Genomic DNA, 15,999 nt, shown 5'->3' on the forward strand with positions numbered 1-15,999 from the left:
CGGCCGTCGAGGTGCACGGGGTCGATCGAGGGGCCCCCCGAGGAATCTACGACGGCCGGGCGGCGGTCGTCAAATCCCGAGGGGGCCGGGACCGCTCACGACGCGGCGGGCGCCTCGGCCCGGGGGCCGACGTCGATGGCGCGGTGCATCGTCTTCAACGCGAGCAGGCCGCACTTGCGGCGGGCGGGGGTCAGCGGGATGCCGAGCCAGCCGATCATCTCGTCGGGGGTCAGCGACCGGGCCTCGCCGATCGGCTTCCCCTCCACCCGCTCGGCCAGGATCGAGGCCGCCGCCTGGCTGATCACGCAGCCGTGGCCGTGGAACCGGGCGCAGGCGATCCGGTCGGGGAGGTCCGGATCCATCGCCAGCTCGAAGCAGACCCGATCCCCGCAGAGCGGATTGTCCAGCTCCGCCCCCAGGTCCGCCCCGTCGAGCGTCCCCCGGTGCGGCGAGCTGTCGAAGTGGTCCAGGAGTTCTTCTCGGTAGAACGCGTCGTCCATCGTCGGTTCGGTCCTCTGGTCCCCGGTTCGGGGCTCGTCTCCGTCGGGGAAGCCCGCGTCACCGGCGGGGCCGACGGTCCTTGAACAGGTGCCTGGCCCGGTCGACGGCGTCGGCCAGGCGGTCGACGTCCTCGGTCGTGTTGTAGAGGTAGGCGCTGGCCCGCCCCGAGGCGGCCAGCCCCAATTTCTGGTGGAGCGGCATCGCGCAATGCTGCCCGGCCCGGATCGCCACCCCCTCGCGGTCCAGCAGCTGGGCCAGGTCGTGCGGGTGGACCCCCTCCACGTCCATCCCCACGATCCCCCCCTTGTGCTCGGGGCTCGGGCCGAGGATCCGGACGCCCTCGATCGCCGAGAGCCGCCGGTGGGCGTGCTCCATCAGGCCCCGCTCATGGGCGGCGACCGCCCCCGAGTCGAGCTTCGAGAGGTAATCGACCGCCGCCCCCAGCCCGATCGCCTGGGCGATCGGCGGCGTCCCCGGCTCGAACTTGTAGGGCAGGTCGTTCCACTCCGAGCTTTCCCGGGTGACCCGCATCACCATGCTGCCGCCCCCCCAGGCCGGGGGCATCGCCTCCAGGTGCTCCCGCTTGCCGTAGAGCACGCCCACGCCGGTCGGCCCGCACATCTTGTGGCCGGAGAAGGCGAGGAAGTCGGCCCCGATCGCCGACACGTCGATCGCCCGGTGCGGCACCCCCTGGGCGCCGTCCACCACCACGATCGCCCCCCGTTCGTGGGCCATCGCCACGATCGGCTCCAGGGGGACCACAGTCCCCAGCACGTTCGACATCGCCGAGATCGCCACCACCCGGGTCCGGTCAGTCATCACCCGCTCGACCGCTTCGGGCTCCAGCCTCCCGTCCTCGGTGATCTCGGCGAACCGGAGGGTCAGGCCCCGCTCCTTCGCCAGCATCTGCCAGGGGACGAGGTTCGCGTGGTGTTCCAGGTCGCTCAGGACGACCTCGTCCCCCTCCTTGAGGAACGCCCGCCCCCAGGACTGGGCCACCAGGTTGATCGACTCGGTCGTCCCCCGGGTCCAGATCACCTGTTCCGGGTCCTCGGCGCCGATGAACCGGGCCACCTTGGCCCGGGCCAGCTCGTAGGCCTCGGTGGCCCGCTCGCTCAGGGCGTGGATCCCCCGGTGGACGTTGGCCGGGTACTCCGCGTCGAACGCCTGGACGGCCCGGATCACGGGCCAGGGCTTGAGGGTCGTCGCCGCGTTGTCCAGGTACGTCAGCCGGACCCCGGGACGGATCTCCTGGTCCAGCGCGGGGAAGTCGGCGCGGAGCAAATCGAGCGGGGTGGTGCGTTCGGCGGTCGCCATCGTCCTCGGGTGGGCTGGGAGCTTCGGTGGCCTTCGGGCGTCACCCCATCATACGAGATCGGGGCCCGATCTGCTCGATCCTTTGGCCCCGGTCGGCGCGATCGGCCGGCATCGCTCGGGCCCAACCGGCCCCGCCCCGGGCGGCGTCCGGATTCTGTGACTGGGATCCGCGATTTCCTCGATCATATGGGAGTGGCCCCTTCGAATGACCCCGGACGCCCGCCCCGGGTGGGAGGAATGATGATGCCCGAACTTCGGCCCTTCGACCGCCCCAGCCCCCCCTCCCGGGCGGGTGGGGTGTGTCCCCAGGACCAGCCCGGGGCCTCCCCCCTCGACCCGGCCTCGGCCCGCCCCGGTCGACCCCGGCGGGACGCCGTCCCGAGGCCGGTGGGGTCCCCATCGGGATCGCGGGTCCCCGGCGCCGAACGAAGCCACCTGCCATCCTGGCAGTCGGGTCGGGATCTCCCCCGCGCCCGTCGTCCCCGGTTCGAGGCCCTCGCCGAGGCCTCAATCCTTCCGTGCGCACCGACGGAGCGAACCCATTTTGGAATCCGGAATGTGTTGCCTTGTCATGGGTTTCGTCGAAACCCGGGTGCTCCCGGTCGGCGCACCGACCGCTTACCCGCCGCGTCCCGGCCGGCCCTTTCGCGGCCGACGATCCCGACCCCAATGGCCGTCCGAGCCCCGGCCGAGTCGCCGGTCCTCCGCCCGGCTGGTGCTGGTGCGCTCGCGACGGAGCGAACCCATTTTGGGCGACGATGCAATTTATAACTCATTATTTTCATTTTGGTTATGATGATCGACCCGTTCACGATCTCGGCGCACCGGCCCCCGCGCCGCCCCGGTCCCGGGCTGGTCCCGGTGAGGGATGCCGGGGGAGCCGACCCCGCGATCCGGTATGATAACCGACCGCGTCCCCGACCCCCCGGACCCCCGCCCCCCCCCGAGCCATGCCCGAATCCCCCCGCACCCCGCCGATCGCCGACCCGCCGATCCGACTGGCCGTCCTGGCGTCAGGGGGGGGCACCACGCTCCAGAACCTGATCGACCGGATCGGCGACGGCCGGCTCGTCGCCTCGATCGCCCGGGTGGTCGTCAGCAAGCCGGGGGTCGCCGCGATCGAGCGGGCGGAGCGGGCCGGCATCCCGGTCGGGGTCGTCCGGAAGGCGGGGCTCGCTCCCGAGGCGTACGAGGCGGCCGTCTTCGACCCGATCCGCCAGGCCGGGGCCGACCTCGTCGTCCTCGCCGGCTTCCTCAGCCTGCTGCCGATCCCGGAGGACTATCTCGGGAAGATCATCAACGTCCACCCGTCCCTCCTCCCCAGCTTCGGCGGCCGGGGCTTCCACGGCGAGGCGGTCCACCGCGCGGCCCTCGAAGTGGGAGTGAAGGTCTCCGGCTGCACCGTCCACTTCGTCGACGAGCGGTACGACAATGGCCCGATCATCCTCCAGCGCACCGTCCCGGTGCTCGACGACGACACCGAGGCGACCCTCGCCTCCCGGGTCCAGGCCGCCGAGCGGTCGGCGCTGCCCGAGGCGATCGCCCTGTACGCCGACGGCCGACTGCTGGTCGAGGGCCGCCGGGTCCGGGTGCTCGACCCGTATCGGGAGTGACCCCCCGGCGTGGGCCGCAAGATCGGGATCAGCGTTGCGACCCTCTTGACATGCCGGGAGAATCCGACTATAGATCAGGGTTGCCTCTGCGACTAGGCAGGACCCGCCGCGTGGCGGGCGTCGCGGATGCGGGATGGTCTCGACCCCGGGCAATCCGGCCGTCGAGGCGAGGAGCCATCCCCATCAGAGGTTGACCCGCATCGTCCTGGGGAGGACGCCATCAGACCGCCGTTTGATCGTACCGAGCGCGAGAAGACTCAGCGCGTCAATGACCAGATCCGCATCTCGCCGGTTCGTGTCGTCGGAGCCGACGGCGCCCAGCTCGGCGTGATCCCGACGTCCAAGGCGCTGGAGTTGGCCCGAGAGGCCGACATGGACCTGGTGGAGGTCGCTCCGAATGAGCGCCCGCCGGTCTGCAAGATCATGGACTTCGGCAAGTTCAAGTACGAACAGAAGAAGCGGACCACCAAGCAGAAGCAGCACCAGGTCCAGGTGAAGGAGATCCGGGTCCGCCCCAAGACCGGTGACGAGGACATCCGCGTCAAGGTCAAGAAGGCCCGGGACTTCCTGGAGCACAAGGACAAGGTGCTGGTCAACGTCCTCTTCCGGGGGCGGGAGATGGCCCACATTGAGGAGGGGCGCCGCGTCCTGGATGAGGTGATCACGGCGCTGGAGGACGTGGCCAAGATCGAGAAGCCCCCGGCGATGGAGGGCCGCCGCATGACGGCCATCGTCGCCCCGCGCTGACCGAGTCGGGCCAGGCCCCCCGAGCCCGACCGATCCGCCCCGATCCGATCGACCGATCCCGACCCCGACCGATGCCCTCGGCGCCCCCCGGCCCGCCTCCCGACGGCCCGGGGGGCGTTTCCCGATCCCCGTCCCCGATCGGCATTGGATCCCGACGCCCGCCGTGATACGATGACCCCCTTTCCGGCCCGACAGGGGGCCGGCCCCCCCGACACGCAGGCGAACTCCGACGATCGCCCGAGATGCAGGCAGCCCGGCTCCGGCACCGGCGGGCTCCGACCGGGCTCGGCTCAAGCGAGGCCAGACGACGATGCCCTCGGTGAAGATGAAGACCCACAAGGGGACCAAGAAGCGCTTCAAGGTCACCGCCACCGGCAAGGTGGTCCACAAGCGCTGCGGCTCCTCCCACCTGAACAGCCACATGAGCGGCAAGCGGATCCGCAAGCTCCGCAAGCCGGTGGTGCTCCGGAACAAGGCGGTCGCCGCCAAGCTCCGCCGGGCGATGCAGCGTCGGGAGGCCGGGCACGGCCGATTCGCCTCCGCCCTGGCCGCCGCCGCCCTCGCCCACGAGGCCGCAGAGCAGGGCGATCAGGCCGAGCCTGCCGCCGAGTGACCCGGGCCCGACGCGCCCCCACGCCCACCCATTGATCCGACCCGACCCAGGCCCCTGACCGTCGAGAACCGTTGCGATGCGAGCGAGGAAAGGTTCGGCCCGCCGACGGGCCAAGAAGCGATTGTTGAAGGAAGCCAAGGGCTTCGTCGGCGGCCGCCGACGGCTCTACGTGACGGCCAAGGAGACCCTGCTCCGCGCCGGCATGTTCGCCTTCCGGGACCGCCGGGCCAAGAAGCGCGAATTCCGACGCCTCTGGATCACCCGCATCAGCGCCGCCGTCGAGATGCGGGGGCTGCGCTACAGCCGGTTCATCCAGGGGCTGAAGCTCTGCGAGATCGGCCTGGACCGCAAGAGCCTCTCGGAACTGGCCATCCACGACCCCGAGACCTTCGACACGATCGCCGACCGCGTCCGGGCCAAGCTCCAGGAAGTGGGCGCCATCCCGGCCGCCGCCACCGCCTGAGCCGGGCCCGCCCGTCCCCCCGGCCGATCGACCGAGCACCCCGAGGCGGGCCCCGCCCCCTCTCATCGAGAGCGGGTGGGAGACCCCCACCCGACCCGACCGATGGAACTCCCCGAGGCGATCGAGCAGCTCGAATCGCTGGAGGCCGCCGGCCTGGCGGCCTTCCGCTCCGCCGAGGTCACCGATGCGGTCGAGGCCGCCCGCATCGAGTTCCTCGGCCTGAAGCAGGGCCGGATCAAGGCCGCCCAGGAGCGGCTCAAGGCGGTCGAGCCCTCGGACCGAAAGGCGTACGGCCAGCGCTTCAACGCCGCCAAGAAGGCGCTGGAGGCGGCCTGGGAAGCGGCCAAAGCCCGGGTCGATCGCCCCTCGGACGCCGCCTCGGGGATCGACGTCACGCTCCCCGGCTCGCCCCGCCCCCGGCTCGGCCACCGACACCCGCTGACCCAGACCGCCGACGAGTTGATCGACCTGTTCGGCCGGCTCGGCTTCGGCGTGGCCCGGGGGCCCGAGGTCGAGGACGTCTTCCACAACTTCGAGGCGCTGAACATCCCCCCGGCCCACCCGGCCCGGGATCCGGCCGACAACTTCTACCTGAGCGACGGCGCCCTGCTCCGCAGCCAGACCAGCACGATCCAGATCCGGGTCATGGAGCGCCAGCCCCCGCCGGTCCGGATCGTCGCCATCGGCCGGGTCTATCGGCCCGACGAGGTGGACCCGACGCACTCGTTCATGTTCCACCAGATCGAGGGGCTGATGGTCGACCGGGGCATCACCATGGCCCACCTCAAGAGCACCCTCCGGTTGTTCGCCGAGGGCTACCTCGGACGGGACGTGAAGATCCGGTTCCGCCCGTCCTTCTTCCCGTTCACCGAGCCGAGCGTCGAGGTGGACATGCTCTGGCACGGCGGGGATCGATGGGTTGAAATGGGGGGGGCCGGCATGGTCGACCCCAACGTCCTCCGAGCCGTCGGTTACGACCCGGACGAGGTGACCGGCTTCGCCTTCGGGCTCGGCGTCGAGCGGCTCTGCATGCGGAAGCACGGGATCGACGACATCCGGCAATTCACCCTCAACGACGTCCGGTTCCTGTCCCAGTTCTGAACCGGAGCCGAGCCGGATCGAACCGACCCACGCCCGGCGCCCCGGCGACCGGTCCCCCCCGCCCCGTCCGACCGAGCGAACGAGGTCCTGACGATGTCCCACGGCGAAGACCGAGTGATCGTCTCGTCCGGCGCCACTGCCGGGCTCTCCGCGGCCCACCACCGCGATTTCCCCGAGATCCGGGCCGAGGGGGAGAGTCCCGCCGACGCCGCCTCCCAGCTCGTCCACCACCTCACCCGGGCCCTGGACACCGCCCTCACCGATTGGCGGCGGTCGGCCATCGAGCAGGCCATCGCCGACGTGAAAGCCTACTCCCAGCAGGCCTAGGGCTCTCCCCCACCCCCCTCGGCGTCGGGCCTGATCCGACCCCGGCCCCCGGAACCGGATCGCATGGCGACCGCTTCTCGACTCCCGAGCATGGCGCCCATCCCCAGTCCTCCCGCCCCCGAACCGCCGGCGGGCCGGGTCCGGTTCACCGTCTCGGATTACTACCGCATGGCCGAGGCCGGCATCCTCGACGAGGACTCCCGGGTCGAGCTGATCGACGGGGATCTGATCGCGATGTGCCCGATCGGCCCGAGGCATTCCGCAGAGGTCAATCGGCTCACCGCACTCCTCTCCGCCCGCCTCGCAGGCCGGGCGATCGTCAGCGTCCAGAACCCGATCCGGCTCGACGACCACTCCGAGCCCGAGCCCGACCTGATGCTCGTCCGACCCCGGGAGGATTACTACGCCTCCGCGCACCCCGGCCCGGCCGACGCGCTCCTGCTGATCGAGGTCATGGACTCTTCGGCCGCCTACGACCGGGGGACGAAGCTCGGCCTCTACGCCCGGTTCGGCGTGGCCGAGGTCTGGCTGATCGACCTGGACGAGTACCGCGTCGAGGTCCACCTCGCCCCCGTGGACGGCATCTATACCCAACGACTGATCCGGGGGCGGGGGCAAGCCGTCGCCCCGGCCGCCTTCCCCGACGTGGAGCTGGACGTGGACGCCATCCTCGGCTGACCCGCCTCGATCTCCCCACCACCCACCCCACCGAAGCCGCCGAAGTCCACCGCCATGATCGTCAGCTGGAACTGGTTGACCGACTACGTCCGCCTCGACATGACGGCCGACGAGCTGGCCGATCGCCTGGCCCTGACCGGCCTGAATCACGAGGGGACGGCCGAGGTCGGCGGCGACCTGGCGATCGACCTGGAGGTGACGAGCAACCGGCCCGACTGCCTCGGCCACCTGGGGATCGCCCGGGAGATCGCCGCCGTGTTCGGCGCCCGGGGTTACCGGGAGCCCTCCCCGAATCCGCCCCGATCCGGGCCTCCCGCCGCCGAGGCCACGGGCGTGACGGTCGACGAGCCCGGCCTCTGCCCCCGATTCACGGCCCGGGTCGTGACCGGTGCGAAGGTCGGGCCGAGCCCCTGGTGGATGCGGAAGCGGCTGGAGACGCTGGGCGTCCGATGCATCAACAACATCGTCGACGTCACGAACTACGTGATGTTCGAGTGCGGCCAGCCGCTGCATGCCTACGACCTCGACGCCCTCGCCGGCCGACGGCTGGTCGTCCGCAAGGCGACCTCGGGAGAGACGCTCGTCGCCATCAACGGCAAGACCTACGAACTCGCCCCGGGAATGCTGGTCATCGCCGACGCCGATCGGCCCGTCGGCCTGGCCGGGGTGATGGGGGGCCTCGACACCGAGATCGCCGACGCGACGACCGACATCCTGATCGAGGCCGCTCGATTCGATGCGCTCTCGGTCCGTCGGACCTCGCGATCCCTCGGCCTGATGAGCCCGTCGAGCTATCGGTTCGAGCGGCCGATGGACCCGGAGCGGACCTACTGGGCCAGCCGGAGGTGCGCCGACCTGATCCTGGAGCTGGCCGGGGGGACCCTGCACGAGGGGGTCATCGACCTGGCCGCCGAGCCCCCGCCGGAGCGGCCGGCGGTGATGCTCCGGTTCTCCCAGATCGCCCGGGTGCTGGGGATCGAGATCCCCCGGGTCCGGGTCGAGGCGATCCTGGAGTCGCTGGGGCTGGAGCGCGTCTGGCACGACGACCACGCCGCCTCCTTCCGGCCCCCGAGCTGGCGGAGCGACCTGGGCCGCGAGATCGACCTGATCGAGGAGGCCGCCCGGGTCTACGGCTATGAGCACATCCCCGAGGACCGGCCCGTGCCGCTGGCGGCCTCCAGCCTCGGCCGTCGGGAGCGGATCGAACGGGCCGTCCGGGAGGCGCTGACTGGCCTCGGGCTCGACGAGGCGGTCGGCTTCAGCCTCGTGCCCGACGAGCTGATCGCGCCGCTCGACCCGATGCCCGTCGAGGCGCCGATCCGGGCCGAGCATCCCGACTTCCGCAAGAACAGCGCCCTGAGGCAGAGCCTCGTCCCGAGCCTGCTCGCCGCCCGGGGCTACAACGAGGCGCACGGTGTCCCCGACGCCCGGCTCTTCGAGGTCGCCCACGTCTACCTCCCCCGTCCGGGACGGCCCCTGCCGGACGAGTCTCCCCGGGTCGCCTTCGTGACCGGGACCGACTTCCCGGGGATCAAGGGGATCGTCGAGGCGCTGCTCGATCGCCTGCACCCGGCCGGTCAGCTCGACGCCCGCCCGGCCTCGCCGTCGCCGATGGCGGACGGCCGATCGGCCGAGTTGCTCCTGGGTGGGCTGCACCTCGGCTACGCCGGGGAGATCGACGCGGACGCCTCGAAACGGTTCGGCCTCCGGGGCCGCTGCGCCGCGGCTGAGCTGAGCCTCGACGCCCTGATCGACCGCGCCGACCTCGCCCCGTCGTATCGTCCGGTGCCGATCTATCCGTCCGTCACCCGGGACCTCTCCCTCGTCATCGACCGGGCAATCCCCTGGTCGGAGCTGGCCGAGGCCGTCCGGGGCTCCGGGGGGCCGACGCTGGAATCGGTCGAGTTCCTGGACACGTTCGAGGGGGCGGGCGTCCCGGAAGGACGCCACAGCCTGCACTTCGGGATGAGCTTCAGGCGATCGGACCGGACCCTGACCGGCGAGGAAGTGGAGGCCTCGATCCGGCGGATCGTCGACGCCTGTCGGGCCCGTTTCGACGCGTCGCTCCGGGCCTCCTGATCCGGCCCCACGCCTCGGGGAGGGGCCCGACCGGGAGCCGGAGGCGGCCGAGGCTCAGGGGCCGGGGTCGCCGAAGCCCGGGTCGGCGGGCTCGGGGTCGACCGGGATGGGATCGACCTCCTCGGCGGCGGGATCGGCCGACCCCACCGGGTCCCCTCCCTCGATCGGGGCCGGGTCAGAGACGTCGATTCCCTCATCAATCCCGGCGTCACCGCCCCCGCCGCAACCGGCGAGTCCGATCGAGAGGGCGGCGAGGAGGCCGAGCGCGGACAAGGTTTCGGGCAGAGGCTTCATCGTAGGGTTGGGCTCCGGCCGGGTGATCGGCGATCGTCGGGGGGCCGTCCCGATGAGGCACCCGGATTGCCGCTGTTATAGCCCGAGGCGCGCGTCCGGGGAATGGGGCGACCCGCCGTCCTTGAAAACCGGGCGTGGAGGGCGGACGATGAAGCTCGGTGATCGTGTCCCATGAGGATCGGCGGGCCGGGCCGTGCGACCAGGCCCGCGTCGCACGGCCGCCGGGTCCGAGCCGGATCGGCGGGGATCGATCCGGGGCCTCGGGGCGGTCGGGGTTCGCCGGCCGGGCTTCGGCCGAGTTCGGGGGGAGCTGACGTGCTGCGGAACTGGCGGGCCTGGGTGCTGATCGCCCTGATCGTGGTGCCGTTCGGGCTCTACGTGGTCCTCGGGTCGCTCTGGCTGCTGGAGCACGGCTGGGCGTGGGCGTCCGCCGTGGCGATCGGCTGGATCGGCTCGTATGCGCTCTTCTCCTACCTGGCGGACCGCTGGACGAGGTCGGCCAACCCGCTGCTCCCGCCCCTCGACTGGGATGCCCCGCAGACGTTCACCCCGAAGGACCGGGAAGCCTGGGGGATCGTCGAGGGGATGGCGAAGCGGGCCGACGAGGCCGCGATCGAGTCGCTCAGCTCCGGGGACATCTACATCGACACCGGCCGGGAGCTGGCCGCCGCCCTGGCGAGGCACTACCACCCGGGGGCGAGGGAGCCGATCGACCGCGTCCCGGTCGTCGAGCTGCTGACGGCGCTGGAGCTGGCCGCGGAGGACCTCGCCCGGCTCTGCCGACAGGTCCCGGGGGGGGACATCATCACCCCCGGGCACTGGAAGCAGGCGATCGACGCGGCGAACCTGGTCAACCGGGCCAACGAGATCTACACGTTCCTGCTGCCGCTGTTCGCCCCCGTGGCGGGGGTGGCCCGCCTGGGGACGCAGAAGCTGATCGCCCAGCCGGCCTGGAGGAGCATGCAGCGCTCGCTGATGCGGTGGTTCTTCCGGGCCTACGTCAACCGGCTCGGCCACCACCTGGTCGAGCTGTACAGCGGCCGGCTGTCGATCGGCTCGGAGCACTACCGCCGCCTGACCCGTCGTGCCGGGGAGCGGGCCTCCGCGGCCCACGACGCCTCGCCGAGCCCGGTGGTGGCCGTCGCGGGGGCCAGGGGATCGGGCAAGTCGCTGCTGATCGCGAGCCTGGAGAAGGCGATCGGCGACGGCGACCTGGACGCGACGAAGGCGAAGCTACTCCAGGCGGGACGCGAGCCCGCCCTGGCGAACCGGCTCACTTCCGTCCGATTCCTGGAGATCCCCGGCTTCCGGGCCCAGCCGGGCCCCGACACCTCCCGGGAGCGTGCCAGCCGGAAGGACGCCGTCGCCGCCGCGGGGGAGGCCGACCTACTGATCCTGCTGGCCGACGCCTCCCGGGGGGATCTGAGCGACGACCTCAACTTCGCCCGGGAGTGGATCGACGCCCACCGGGATCGACCCCATCAGGACATGCCCCCCTCGCTGGTCGTCGTGACCGGCTTCGGGGCCCCCCGGGACGCCTCGGGATTCGGGCCCTCGGCGGTCGAGGCGGAGGGGGCGGCCGTCGGCACGAGGGTTCGGCCGCTCTCGAAGGAGGAGGCGATCGGTGCCTTGAAGGCCGAACTGCCCGAGGGGATCAACCGCGTCATCGCCGTCGAGCTGGAGGACCAGCCGCCGGCCACCGTGGCCGACTCGGTGCTGCCTTCGATCGCCCGACGGCTCCCCGAGGCCGAGCGACTGGCGCTGCTCCGCCACCTCCACCGGCACTCGACCCGCTCCAAGGCCCGCCGGGTCGTCGAATCGATCGGCCGTCAGGGGAAGCACCTCTGGTCGTCCGTCCGGAGTCGGGCCCCCTCCCGGCCGGACGACTCGGAGGATTGACGGCCCTCCCCGGGGCGACGGTTCACCCCTTCGAGGGCGCCGTCTCCTGGGCGTCCTTCCAGATGGGGTCGTAGACCTCCTTGTCGAACGGGGGGCAGCCGGTCGGGTACTGCCCGAGTTCGTTGTGCTTGGAGCGCATCAGGGCCGTGCAATAGCTGAAGGTCCGGCAAATCCGCTTGCGGTCCAGGGGTCGCCCCTCCAGGACGTTCCGGGCGAAATCGGGATGGGAGAGCGAGGCCCGCCCGACGCCGACGATCGAGACCCGGCCGTCCCGGATGTTGGCCGCACCCGCCTGGAAGAGGAACGCCTGGAGCCACGAGTAGCCGGAGCCGAGGATCGGCAGCTCAGGGCAGGCCCGTTGGATCTGCTCGGCGGCCTTGAAGTGGCGGTCGATGCCGATCAACGGGTGCTCGGGCGTCTCGTAGCCGTCGGGAGGCGGGTATTCGAACGGCCGGATGATGTGGGGGCTGCCGTAGGGGTTGCCCATCGTGACGTTGACCATCGCCACTCCCAGATCCCGGAGCTGGCCGATCAGCCGGATCGGCTCGGCCAAGTCGGGTTTAGTGTGGTCGTCCGGGTCCGTCCCCCAGCAGGACCGAAGGGGGTAGGGGACCGCTTCCGGCTCCCCTTCCTGATCGGGGCCATTGCGCCAGGGGATGCCGTCGTAGACGTTCATCCGGGTGGCGACCATCAGGCCGGGCAGGCGATCTCGGATGCGGCCGACGACCTCCCGGATGAACCGGGTCCGGTTCTCGAACGGCCCGCCGTACTTGCCCGGCCGGGTGTGAGCCGAGAGCAACTCGCAGAGCAGGTATCGGTGACATTGCTTCAAGTCGACGAAGTCGTAACCGACCTTCGAGGCGACCTCGGCGGCCTCGACGTAGCGGTCTTGTAACCGGTCGAGGTCGTCGTCGGAGAGCAGGGGGGTGTGGTCGTCGGCGGTCCGTCCGGTGGCCCGGTCCAGCACCGTCCGGGGGTCGAGGCCCGGGTCGTGCTGCGCCAGCAACGGCCGGGGGACGCTGTAGCGGCCCGAGTGGGTCAATTGCAGTCCGACGAGCAGGTCGGAGTCGTCCCCCCAGGCGTCCCGGTGGGAGCGTCGACACTGTTCCAGCATCCGGGAGAGCCCGTCTGCGCGGTCGGCGTTGCAGACGAGCTGCCGGGTGTTGGCCCGGCTCTCGGGGACGACGGCCGCGGCCTCCCCCCAGATCAGCTTCGCGCCGCCGTCGCCGAAGCGTCGGTAGCGACGGAGGGTCAGCTCGCCGGGAGAGCCGTCGGGCTCGCCGTCGCAGCCTTCCATCGGGTGGATCGCCAGGCGATTCCCGACCGTCCGGCCGCCGATCGTGATCGACCCCAAGAGCGGGGAGAGGTCGTCGGTCAGCCGGATGTCGAGGCCCATCGCCTCGGCGTCCGCCCGGAGGCCGTCAGCGGTCTTGTATTTGAAGTAGCGGGACACGGCACGGGGCTCCGAGGGGCGGGGATCAGCCGGCCGGGGCGTTCAGCTCTCGGATGACCCGGGAGCATCGGGCGCAGAGCGTCGGGTGTTCCTCATCCTGGCCGACCGAGCGTCGGAGATTCCAGCAGCGCTCGCACTTGGGATAGGTCGACTTGCGGACGAGGAACCAGAGGTTCCGGTCGGGGAGGTCGGTCGCCCCCTCCGGGCGGTCCTCGGCGATGACCACGTCGGAGACGATGAACTTGCTCTCCAGGTGATCCCGCAGGTTCGCCAGCCGCTCCCTCACCTCCGGGTCGGGGCTGCCGAGGGTGACGAGGGCCTCCTGATTGCTGCCGATCTCCTTGGCGGCCCTCAGCTTCTCCAGATCCCGGAAGACGGCCTCCCGGGCCGACCGGAGGAACTCCCAGTCGATGCCGCCGGGGTCGGGCGCGTCGAAGGCGGAGTCGGGCTTGGGCCAGGGGGCGAGGTGGACGCTCGGGGCCTTCTCGGGAGAATCGGGGACGAGGTCCCAGATCTCCTCGCTCGTGTGCGGCGTGATCGGGGCGAGCATCCGGGCCAGCGCCGAATGCAGTCGGGCCATGACGAACTGGGCGGCCCGGCGGTCGGGCCCGGTGGGATCCTCGGCGTAGAGGCGGTCCTTGAGCACGTCGAGGTAGAAGCTGGAGAGGTCGACGGAGCAGAACTGGTAGATCTTCTGGAAGGCCCGGTAGAAGTCGAAGGCGTCGAAGGCGGCGGTCGCCTCCCGGATCACGGCATTGAGCCGATGTAGCGCCCAGCGGTCGATCGGGTGGAGCGTGGCCGGGTCGACCGAATCGGGGTCGAACCGGGCGTAGTCTTCCAGGTTGCCGAGCAGGTAGCGGAAGGTGTTGCGGATCTTGCGGTAGGCCTCGGAGGCCTCCTTGATGGCCCGCTCGGTTAGCGAGACGTCGTTGGAGTAGTCGAGGCTCGCGACCATCAGCCGGAGCACGTCGGCGCCGTGTTTCTCCGTGGATTCGACCGCGCCGACCGAGTTGCCCAGCGACTTGGACTGCTTCTGCCCCTTGTCGTCAACCACGAAGCCGTGGGTCAGGACCGTCTCGAACGGGGCCCGGCCGGTGGTGCCGACGGCGGTGAGGATCGACGACTGGAACCAGCCCCGGTGCTGGTCGGAGCCTTCGAGGTACATGAAGGCGGGGTAGGGGCCGGAGTCGTAGCCCGGCTCCCGGACCACGGAGCGGTGGCTGGAGCCGGACTCGAACCAGACGTCGAGGATGTCGGTCCCCTTGCGGAGGAATTCGACGGGATGGGCCGAGGTGTCCAGGTCGGGCGGCACCAGCTCCCCGACCGGCCGGTTGAACCAGGCGTCGGCCCCTTCCTTCGCGAAGAGATCGCGGTAGAAGCGGACGGATTCCCCGGTCAGGTGGAAGGACTCGTCCCGGTCGTCGTAGAGGACGGGGATCGGCACGCCCCAGGCGCGCTGCCGGCTGATGCACCAGTCGGGGCGCTGGCCGACCATCGCCTCGATCCGGGCCTGCCCCCAGGAGGGGAGCCATCGGACCTGCGACCGGATCGCCTCCAGCGTCTTGCCGCGGAGGTCGTCTCGGTCGACGCCGATGAACCACTGGGCCGTGGCCCGGAAGATGACCGGCTTCTTGCTCCGCCAGCCGTGCGGGTAGCTGTGACGGAACTTGAAGTGGTGGTACAGGCTGCCGTCGGCCTTTAATCGCTCGACGATCTTCGGATTGGCGGCGAAGACCTGGAGCCCGACGAGGTCGGCGGGGACGTCGTCGGTGTCCATGAAGCGGCCGGAGGCGTCGACCGGGCTGATGACCGGCAACGTGTACGTCAATCCGGTCCGGTAGTCCTCCGCACCGTGGCCGGGGGCCGTGTGGACCAATCCGGTGCCGTCCTCGACGGTCACGTAGTCGGCCAGGACGACCGTTCCCTCGCGGTCGATGAAGACGTGTTCGTAGGTCGCCCCTTCGAGCGCCCGGCCCGAGCACGTGCCGACGACCTCGAACGTACCGACCTGCTTCAGCCCCATGACCCGGTCGACGAGCGGGGAGGCCAGGATCGTCTTCACCTCGGCGCCTGACTCCGGGTCGACGTAACGGACGCCGGCGTACTCCAGGGCGGGGTGGGCGGCGATGGCGACGTTGGCGGGGAGGGTCCAGGGGGTGGTGGTCCAGATCATGGCGTGCCAGGGGCCGTCCCCCCACTCGGGGGGCACGCCGGATCGGATCGGGAAGTTCACGTAGATCGAGGGGGAGGTGTGCTCGGCGTATTCGAGCTCGGCCTCGGCCAGGGCGGTGCGGTCGTGGATGTCCCAGTGGATCGGCTTGAGTTGCCGGAAGACGAAGCCGCGGTCGACCAGCTCGGCCAGCACGTCCATGATGCCGGCTTCGTAGCGGGGGTCGAGCGTGAGGTACGGGTCCTCCCAGTCGCCCGAGACGCCGAGCCGCTTGAACTGTTCGCGCTGGACGCCGACCCACTTGAGGGCCTCGACCCGGCAGAGCCCCCGGATCTCCGAGAAGCTCATCGACGCCGCCTTCGGGCCGAGGTCCTTCGCGACCTTGTGCTCGATCGGCAGGCCGTGGCAGTCCCACCCGGGGACGTACGGGCTGTCGAACCCCCGCATCGTGTGGTAGCGGACGACGAGGTCCTTGAGCACCTTGTTCAGCAGGTGACCCATGTGGATGTCGCCGTTGGCGTAGGGGGGGCCGTCGTGCAGGACGCGGCGGGTCCGCCCCTTGCGGGCCTCCCGTATCCGGGCATAAAGGCCCATCTCCTCCCATCTCGCCTGGATCTGCGGTTCACGCTGGGTGAGGTTCGCCTTCATGGCGAAGGCGGTCCTGGGGAGATTCAGCGTGTCTTTGTATTTCTTGGCTTCGGTAGACATGGTGCTTTGCGGGTGGGATGCGAGCGGGGTCGGGGT

The 15,999-nt window shown here is 71.0% G+C and carries 14 protein-coding genes; 9 read left to right on the plus strand and 5 right to left on the minus strand.

From position 1 onward, the window contains the following. Nucleotides 1–95: 95 nt before the first annotated feature. Nucleotides 96–500, minus strand: coding sequence for an iron-sulfur cluster assembly scaffold protein (locus tag ElP_RS05535; RefSeq protein ID WP_145267684.1), 405 nt, complete (start codon nucleotides 498–500; stop codon nucleotides 96–98). A 58-nt stretch (nucleotides 501–558) separates the two neighbouring features. Then, the gene (locus tag ElP_RS05540) at nucleotides 559–1,818 is read right to left on the minus strand and encodes an aminotransferase class V-fold PLP-dependent enzyme (protein WP_145267685.1); all 1,260 of its coding nucleotides are present in this window, start codon (nucleotides 1,816–1,818) and stop codon (nucleotides 559–561) included. Nucleotides 1,819–2,768: 950 nt separating this feature from the next. Here ElP_RS05540 and purN point away from each other — a divergent pair. The 8 genes from purN to pheT all read left to right on the plus strand — a co-directional run bounded on the left by purN (nucleotide 2,769) and on the right by pheT (nucleotide 9,439). Beyond that, on the plus strand, nucleotides 2,769–3,431 hold the full coding sequence (gene purN, locus ElP_RS05545; RefSeq protein ID WP_145267686.1) for a phosphoribosylglycinamide formyltransferase: 663 nt from the start codon (nucleotides 2,769–2,771) through the stop codon (nucleotides 3,429–3,431). Nucleotides 3,432–3,650: 219 nt separating this feature from the next. Next, entirely contained in the window at nucleotides 3,651–4,178 is a 528-nt protein-coding gene (gene infC, locus ElP_RS05550) for a translation initiation factor IF-3 (RefSeq protein WP_261344440.1), read from the plus strand. Nucleotides 4,179–4,488: 310 nt separating this feature from the next. Beyond that, nucleotides 4,489–4,791 (plus strand): 50S ribosomal protein L35, encoded by a 303-nt coding sequence (gene rpmI / locus ElP_RS05555; RefSeq protein ID WP_145267688.1) that lies wholly within the window; start codon nucleotides 4,489–4,491, stop codon nucleotides 4,789–4,791. A 76-nt stretch (nucleotides 4,792–4,867) separates the two neighbouring features. Then, nucleotides 4,868–5,254 (plus strand): 50S ribosomal protein L20, encoded by a 387-nt coding sequence (rplT, locus tag ElP_RS05560; RefSeq protein ID WP_145267689.1) that lies wholly within the window; start codon nucleotides 4,868–4,870, stop codon nucleotides 5,252–5,254. 102 nt (nucleotides 5,255–5,356) lie between these two features. Then, a complete protein-coding gene (gene pheS, locus ElP_RS05565; protein WP_145267690.1) occupies nucleotides 5,357–6,355 on the plus strand; it encodes a phenylalanine--tRNA ligase subunit alpha in 999 nt (332 codons plus the stop codon). Nucleotides 6,356–6,448: 93 nt separating this feature from the next. After that, nucleotides 6,449–6,682, plus strand: coding sequence for a hypothetical protein (locus ElP_RS05570; RefSeq protein ID WP_145267691.1), 234 nt, complete (start codon nucleotides 6,449–6,451; stop codon nucleotides 6,680–6,682). Nucleotides 6,683–6,772: 90 nt separating this feature from the next. Continuing rightward, nucleotides 6,773–7,360: a Uma2 family endonuclease gene (locus ElP_RS05575; RefSeq protein WP_145267692.1), complete on the plus strand. Its 588-nt coding sequence runs from the start codon at nucleotides 6,773–6,775 to the stop codon at nucleotides 7,358–7,360. A gap of 54 nt (nucleotides 7,361–7,414) precedes the next feature. Next, a complete protein-coding gene (gene pheT, locus ElP_RS05580; protein WP_145267693.1) occupies nucleotides 7,415–9,439 on the plus strand; it encodes a phenylalanine--tRNA ligase subunit beta in 2,025 nt (674 codons plus the stop codon). A gap of 54 nt (nucleotides 9,440–9,493) precedes the next feature. On the opposite strand, the gene ElP_RS05585 is transcribed toward pheT, so the two are convergent. Beyond that, nucleotides 9,494–9,733 (minus strand): hypothetical protein, encoded by a 240-nt coding sequence (locus ElP_RS05585; RefSeq protein ID WP_145267694.1) that lies wholly within the window; start codon nucleotides 9,731–9,733, stop codon nucleotides 9,494–9,496. Nucleotides 9,734–10,048: 315 nt separating this feature from the next. Between ElP_RS05585 and ElP_RS05590 the strand changes: the two genes are divergently transcribed. Next, nucleotides 10,049–11,632 carry a GTPase gene (locus ElP_RS05590; protein WP_145267695.1) on the plus strand — a complete coding sequence of 528 codons (1,584 nt, stop codon included), beginning with the start codon at nucleotides 10,049–10,051 and terminating at the stop codon, nucleotides 11,630–11,632. A gap of 22 nt (nucleotides 11,633–11,654) precedes the next feature. On the opposite strand, the gene ElP_RS05595 is transcribed toward ElP_RS05590, so the two are convergent. Continuing rightward, nucleotides 11,655–13,085, minus strand: coding sequence for an oxidoreductase (locus tag ElP_RS05595; protein ID WP_145267696.1), 1,431 nt, complete (start codon nucleotides 13,083–13,085; stop codon nucleotides 11,655–11,657). Between the two features lie 25 nt (nucleotides 13,086–13,110). Next, nucleotides 13,111–15,963: an isoleucine--tRNA ligase gene (ileS, locus tag ElP_RS05600; RefSeq protein WP_145267697.1), complete on the minus strand. Its 2,853-nt coding sequence runs from the start codon at nucleotides 15,961–15,963 to the stop codon at nucleotides 13,111–13,113. Nucleotides 15,964–15,999: the final 36 nt, after the last annotated feature.

It is taken from the genome of Tautonia plasticadhaerens, from assembly GCF_007752535.1.
Taxonomy (GTDB): domain Bacteria; phylum Planctomycetota; class Planctomycetia; order Isosphaerales; family Isosphaeraceae; genus Tautonia; species Tautonia plasticadhaerens.

Excerpts from the sequence above, each read along its gene's own strand:
- ElP_RS05540 (WP_145267685.1), bottom strand. The coding sequence starts at position 1,818 with ATGGCGACCGCCGAACGCACCACCCCGCTCGATTTGCTCCGCGCCGAC.
- rpmI (WP_145267688.1), top strand. The coding sequence starts at position 4,489 with ATGCCCTCGGTGAAGATGAAGACCCACAAGGGGACCAAGAAGCGCTTC.
- ElP_RS05570 (WP_145267691.1), top strand. The coding sequence starts at position 6,449 with ATGTCCCACGGCGAAGACCGAGTGATCGTCTCGTCCGGCGCCACTGCC.
- purN (WP_145267686.1), top strand. The coding sequence starts at position 2,769 with ATGCCCGAATCCCCCCGCACCCCGCCGATCGCCGACCCGCCGATCCGA.
- ElP_RS05585 (WP_145267694.1), bottom strand. The coding sequence starts at position 9,733 with ATGAAGCCTCTGCCCGAAACCTTGTCCGCGCTCGGCCTCCTCGCCGCC.
- ElP_RS05575 (WP_145267692.1), top strand. The coding sequence starts at position 6,773 with ATGGCGCCCATCCCCAGTCCTCCCGCCCCCGAACCGCCGGCGGGCCGG.
- ElP_RS05535 (WP_145267684.1), bottom strand. The coding sequence starts at position 500 with ATGGACGACGCGTTCTACCGAGAAGAACTCCTGGACCACTTCGACAGC.
- ileS (WP_145267697.1), bottom strand. The coding sequence starts at position 15,963 with ATGTCTACCGAAGCCAAGAAATACAAAGACACGCTGAATCTCCCCAGG.
- pheS (WP_145267690.1), top strand. The coding sequence starts at position 5,357 with ATGGAACTCCCCGAGGCGATCGAGCAGCTCGAATCGCTGGAGGCCGCC.
- pheT (WP_145267693.1), top strand. The coding sequence starts at position 7,415 with ATGATCGTCAGCTGGAACTGGTTGACCGACTACGTCCGCCTCGACATG.
- rplT (WP_145267689.1), top strand. The coding sequence starts at position 4,868 with ATGCGAGCGAGGAAAGGTTCGGCCCGCCGACGGGCCAAGAAGCGATTG.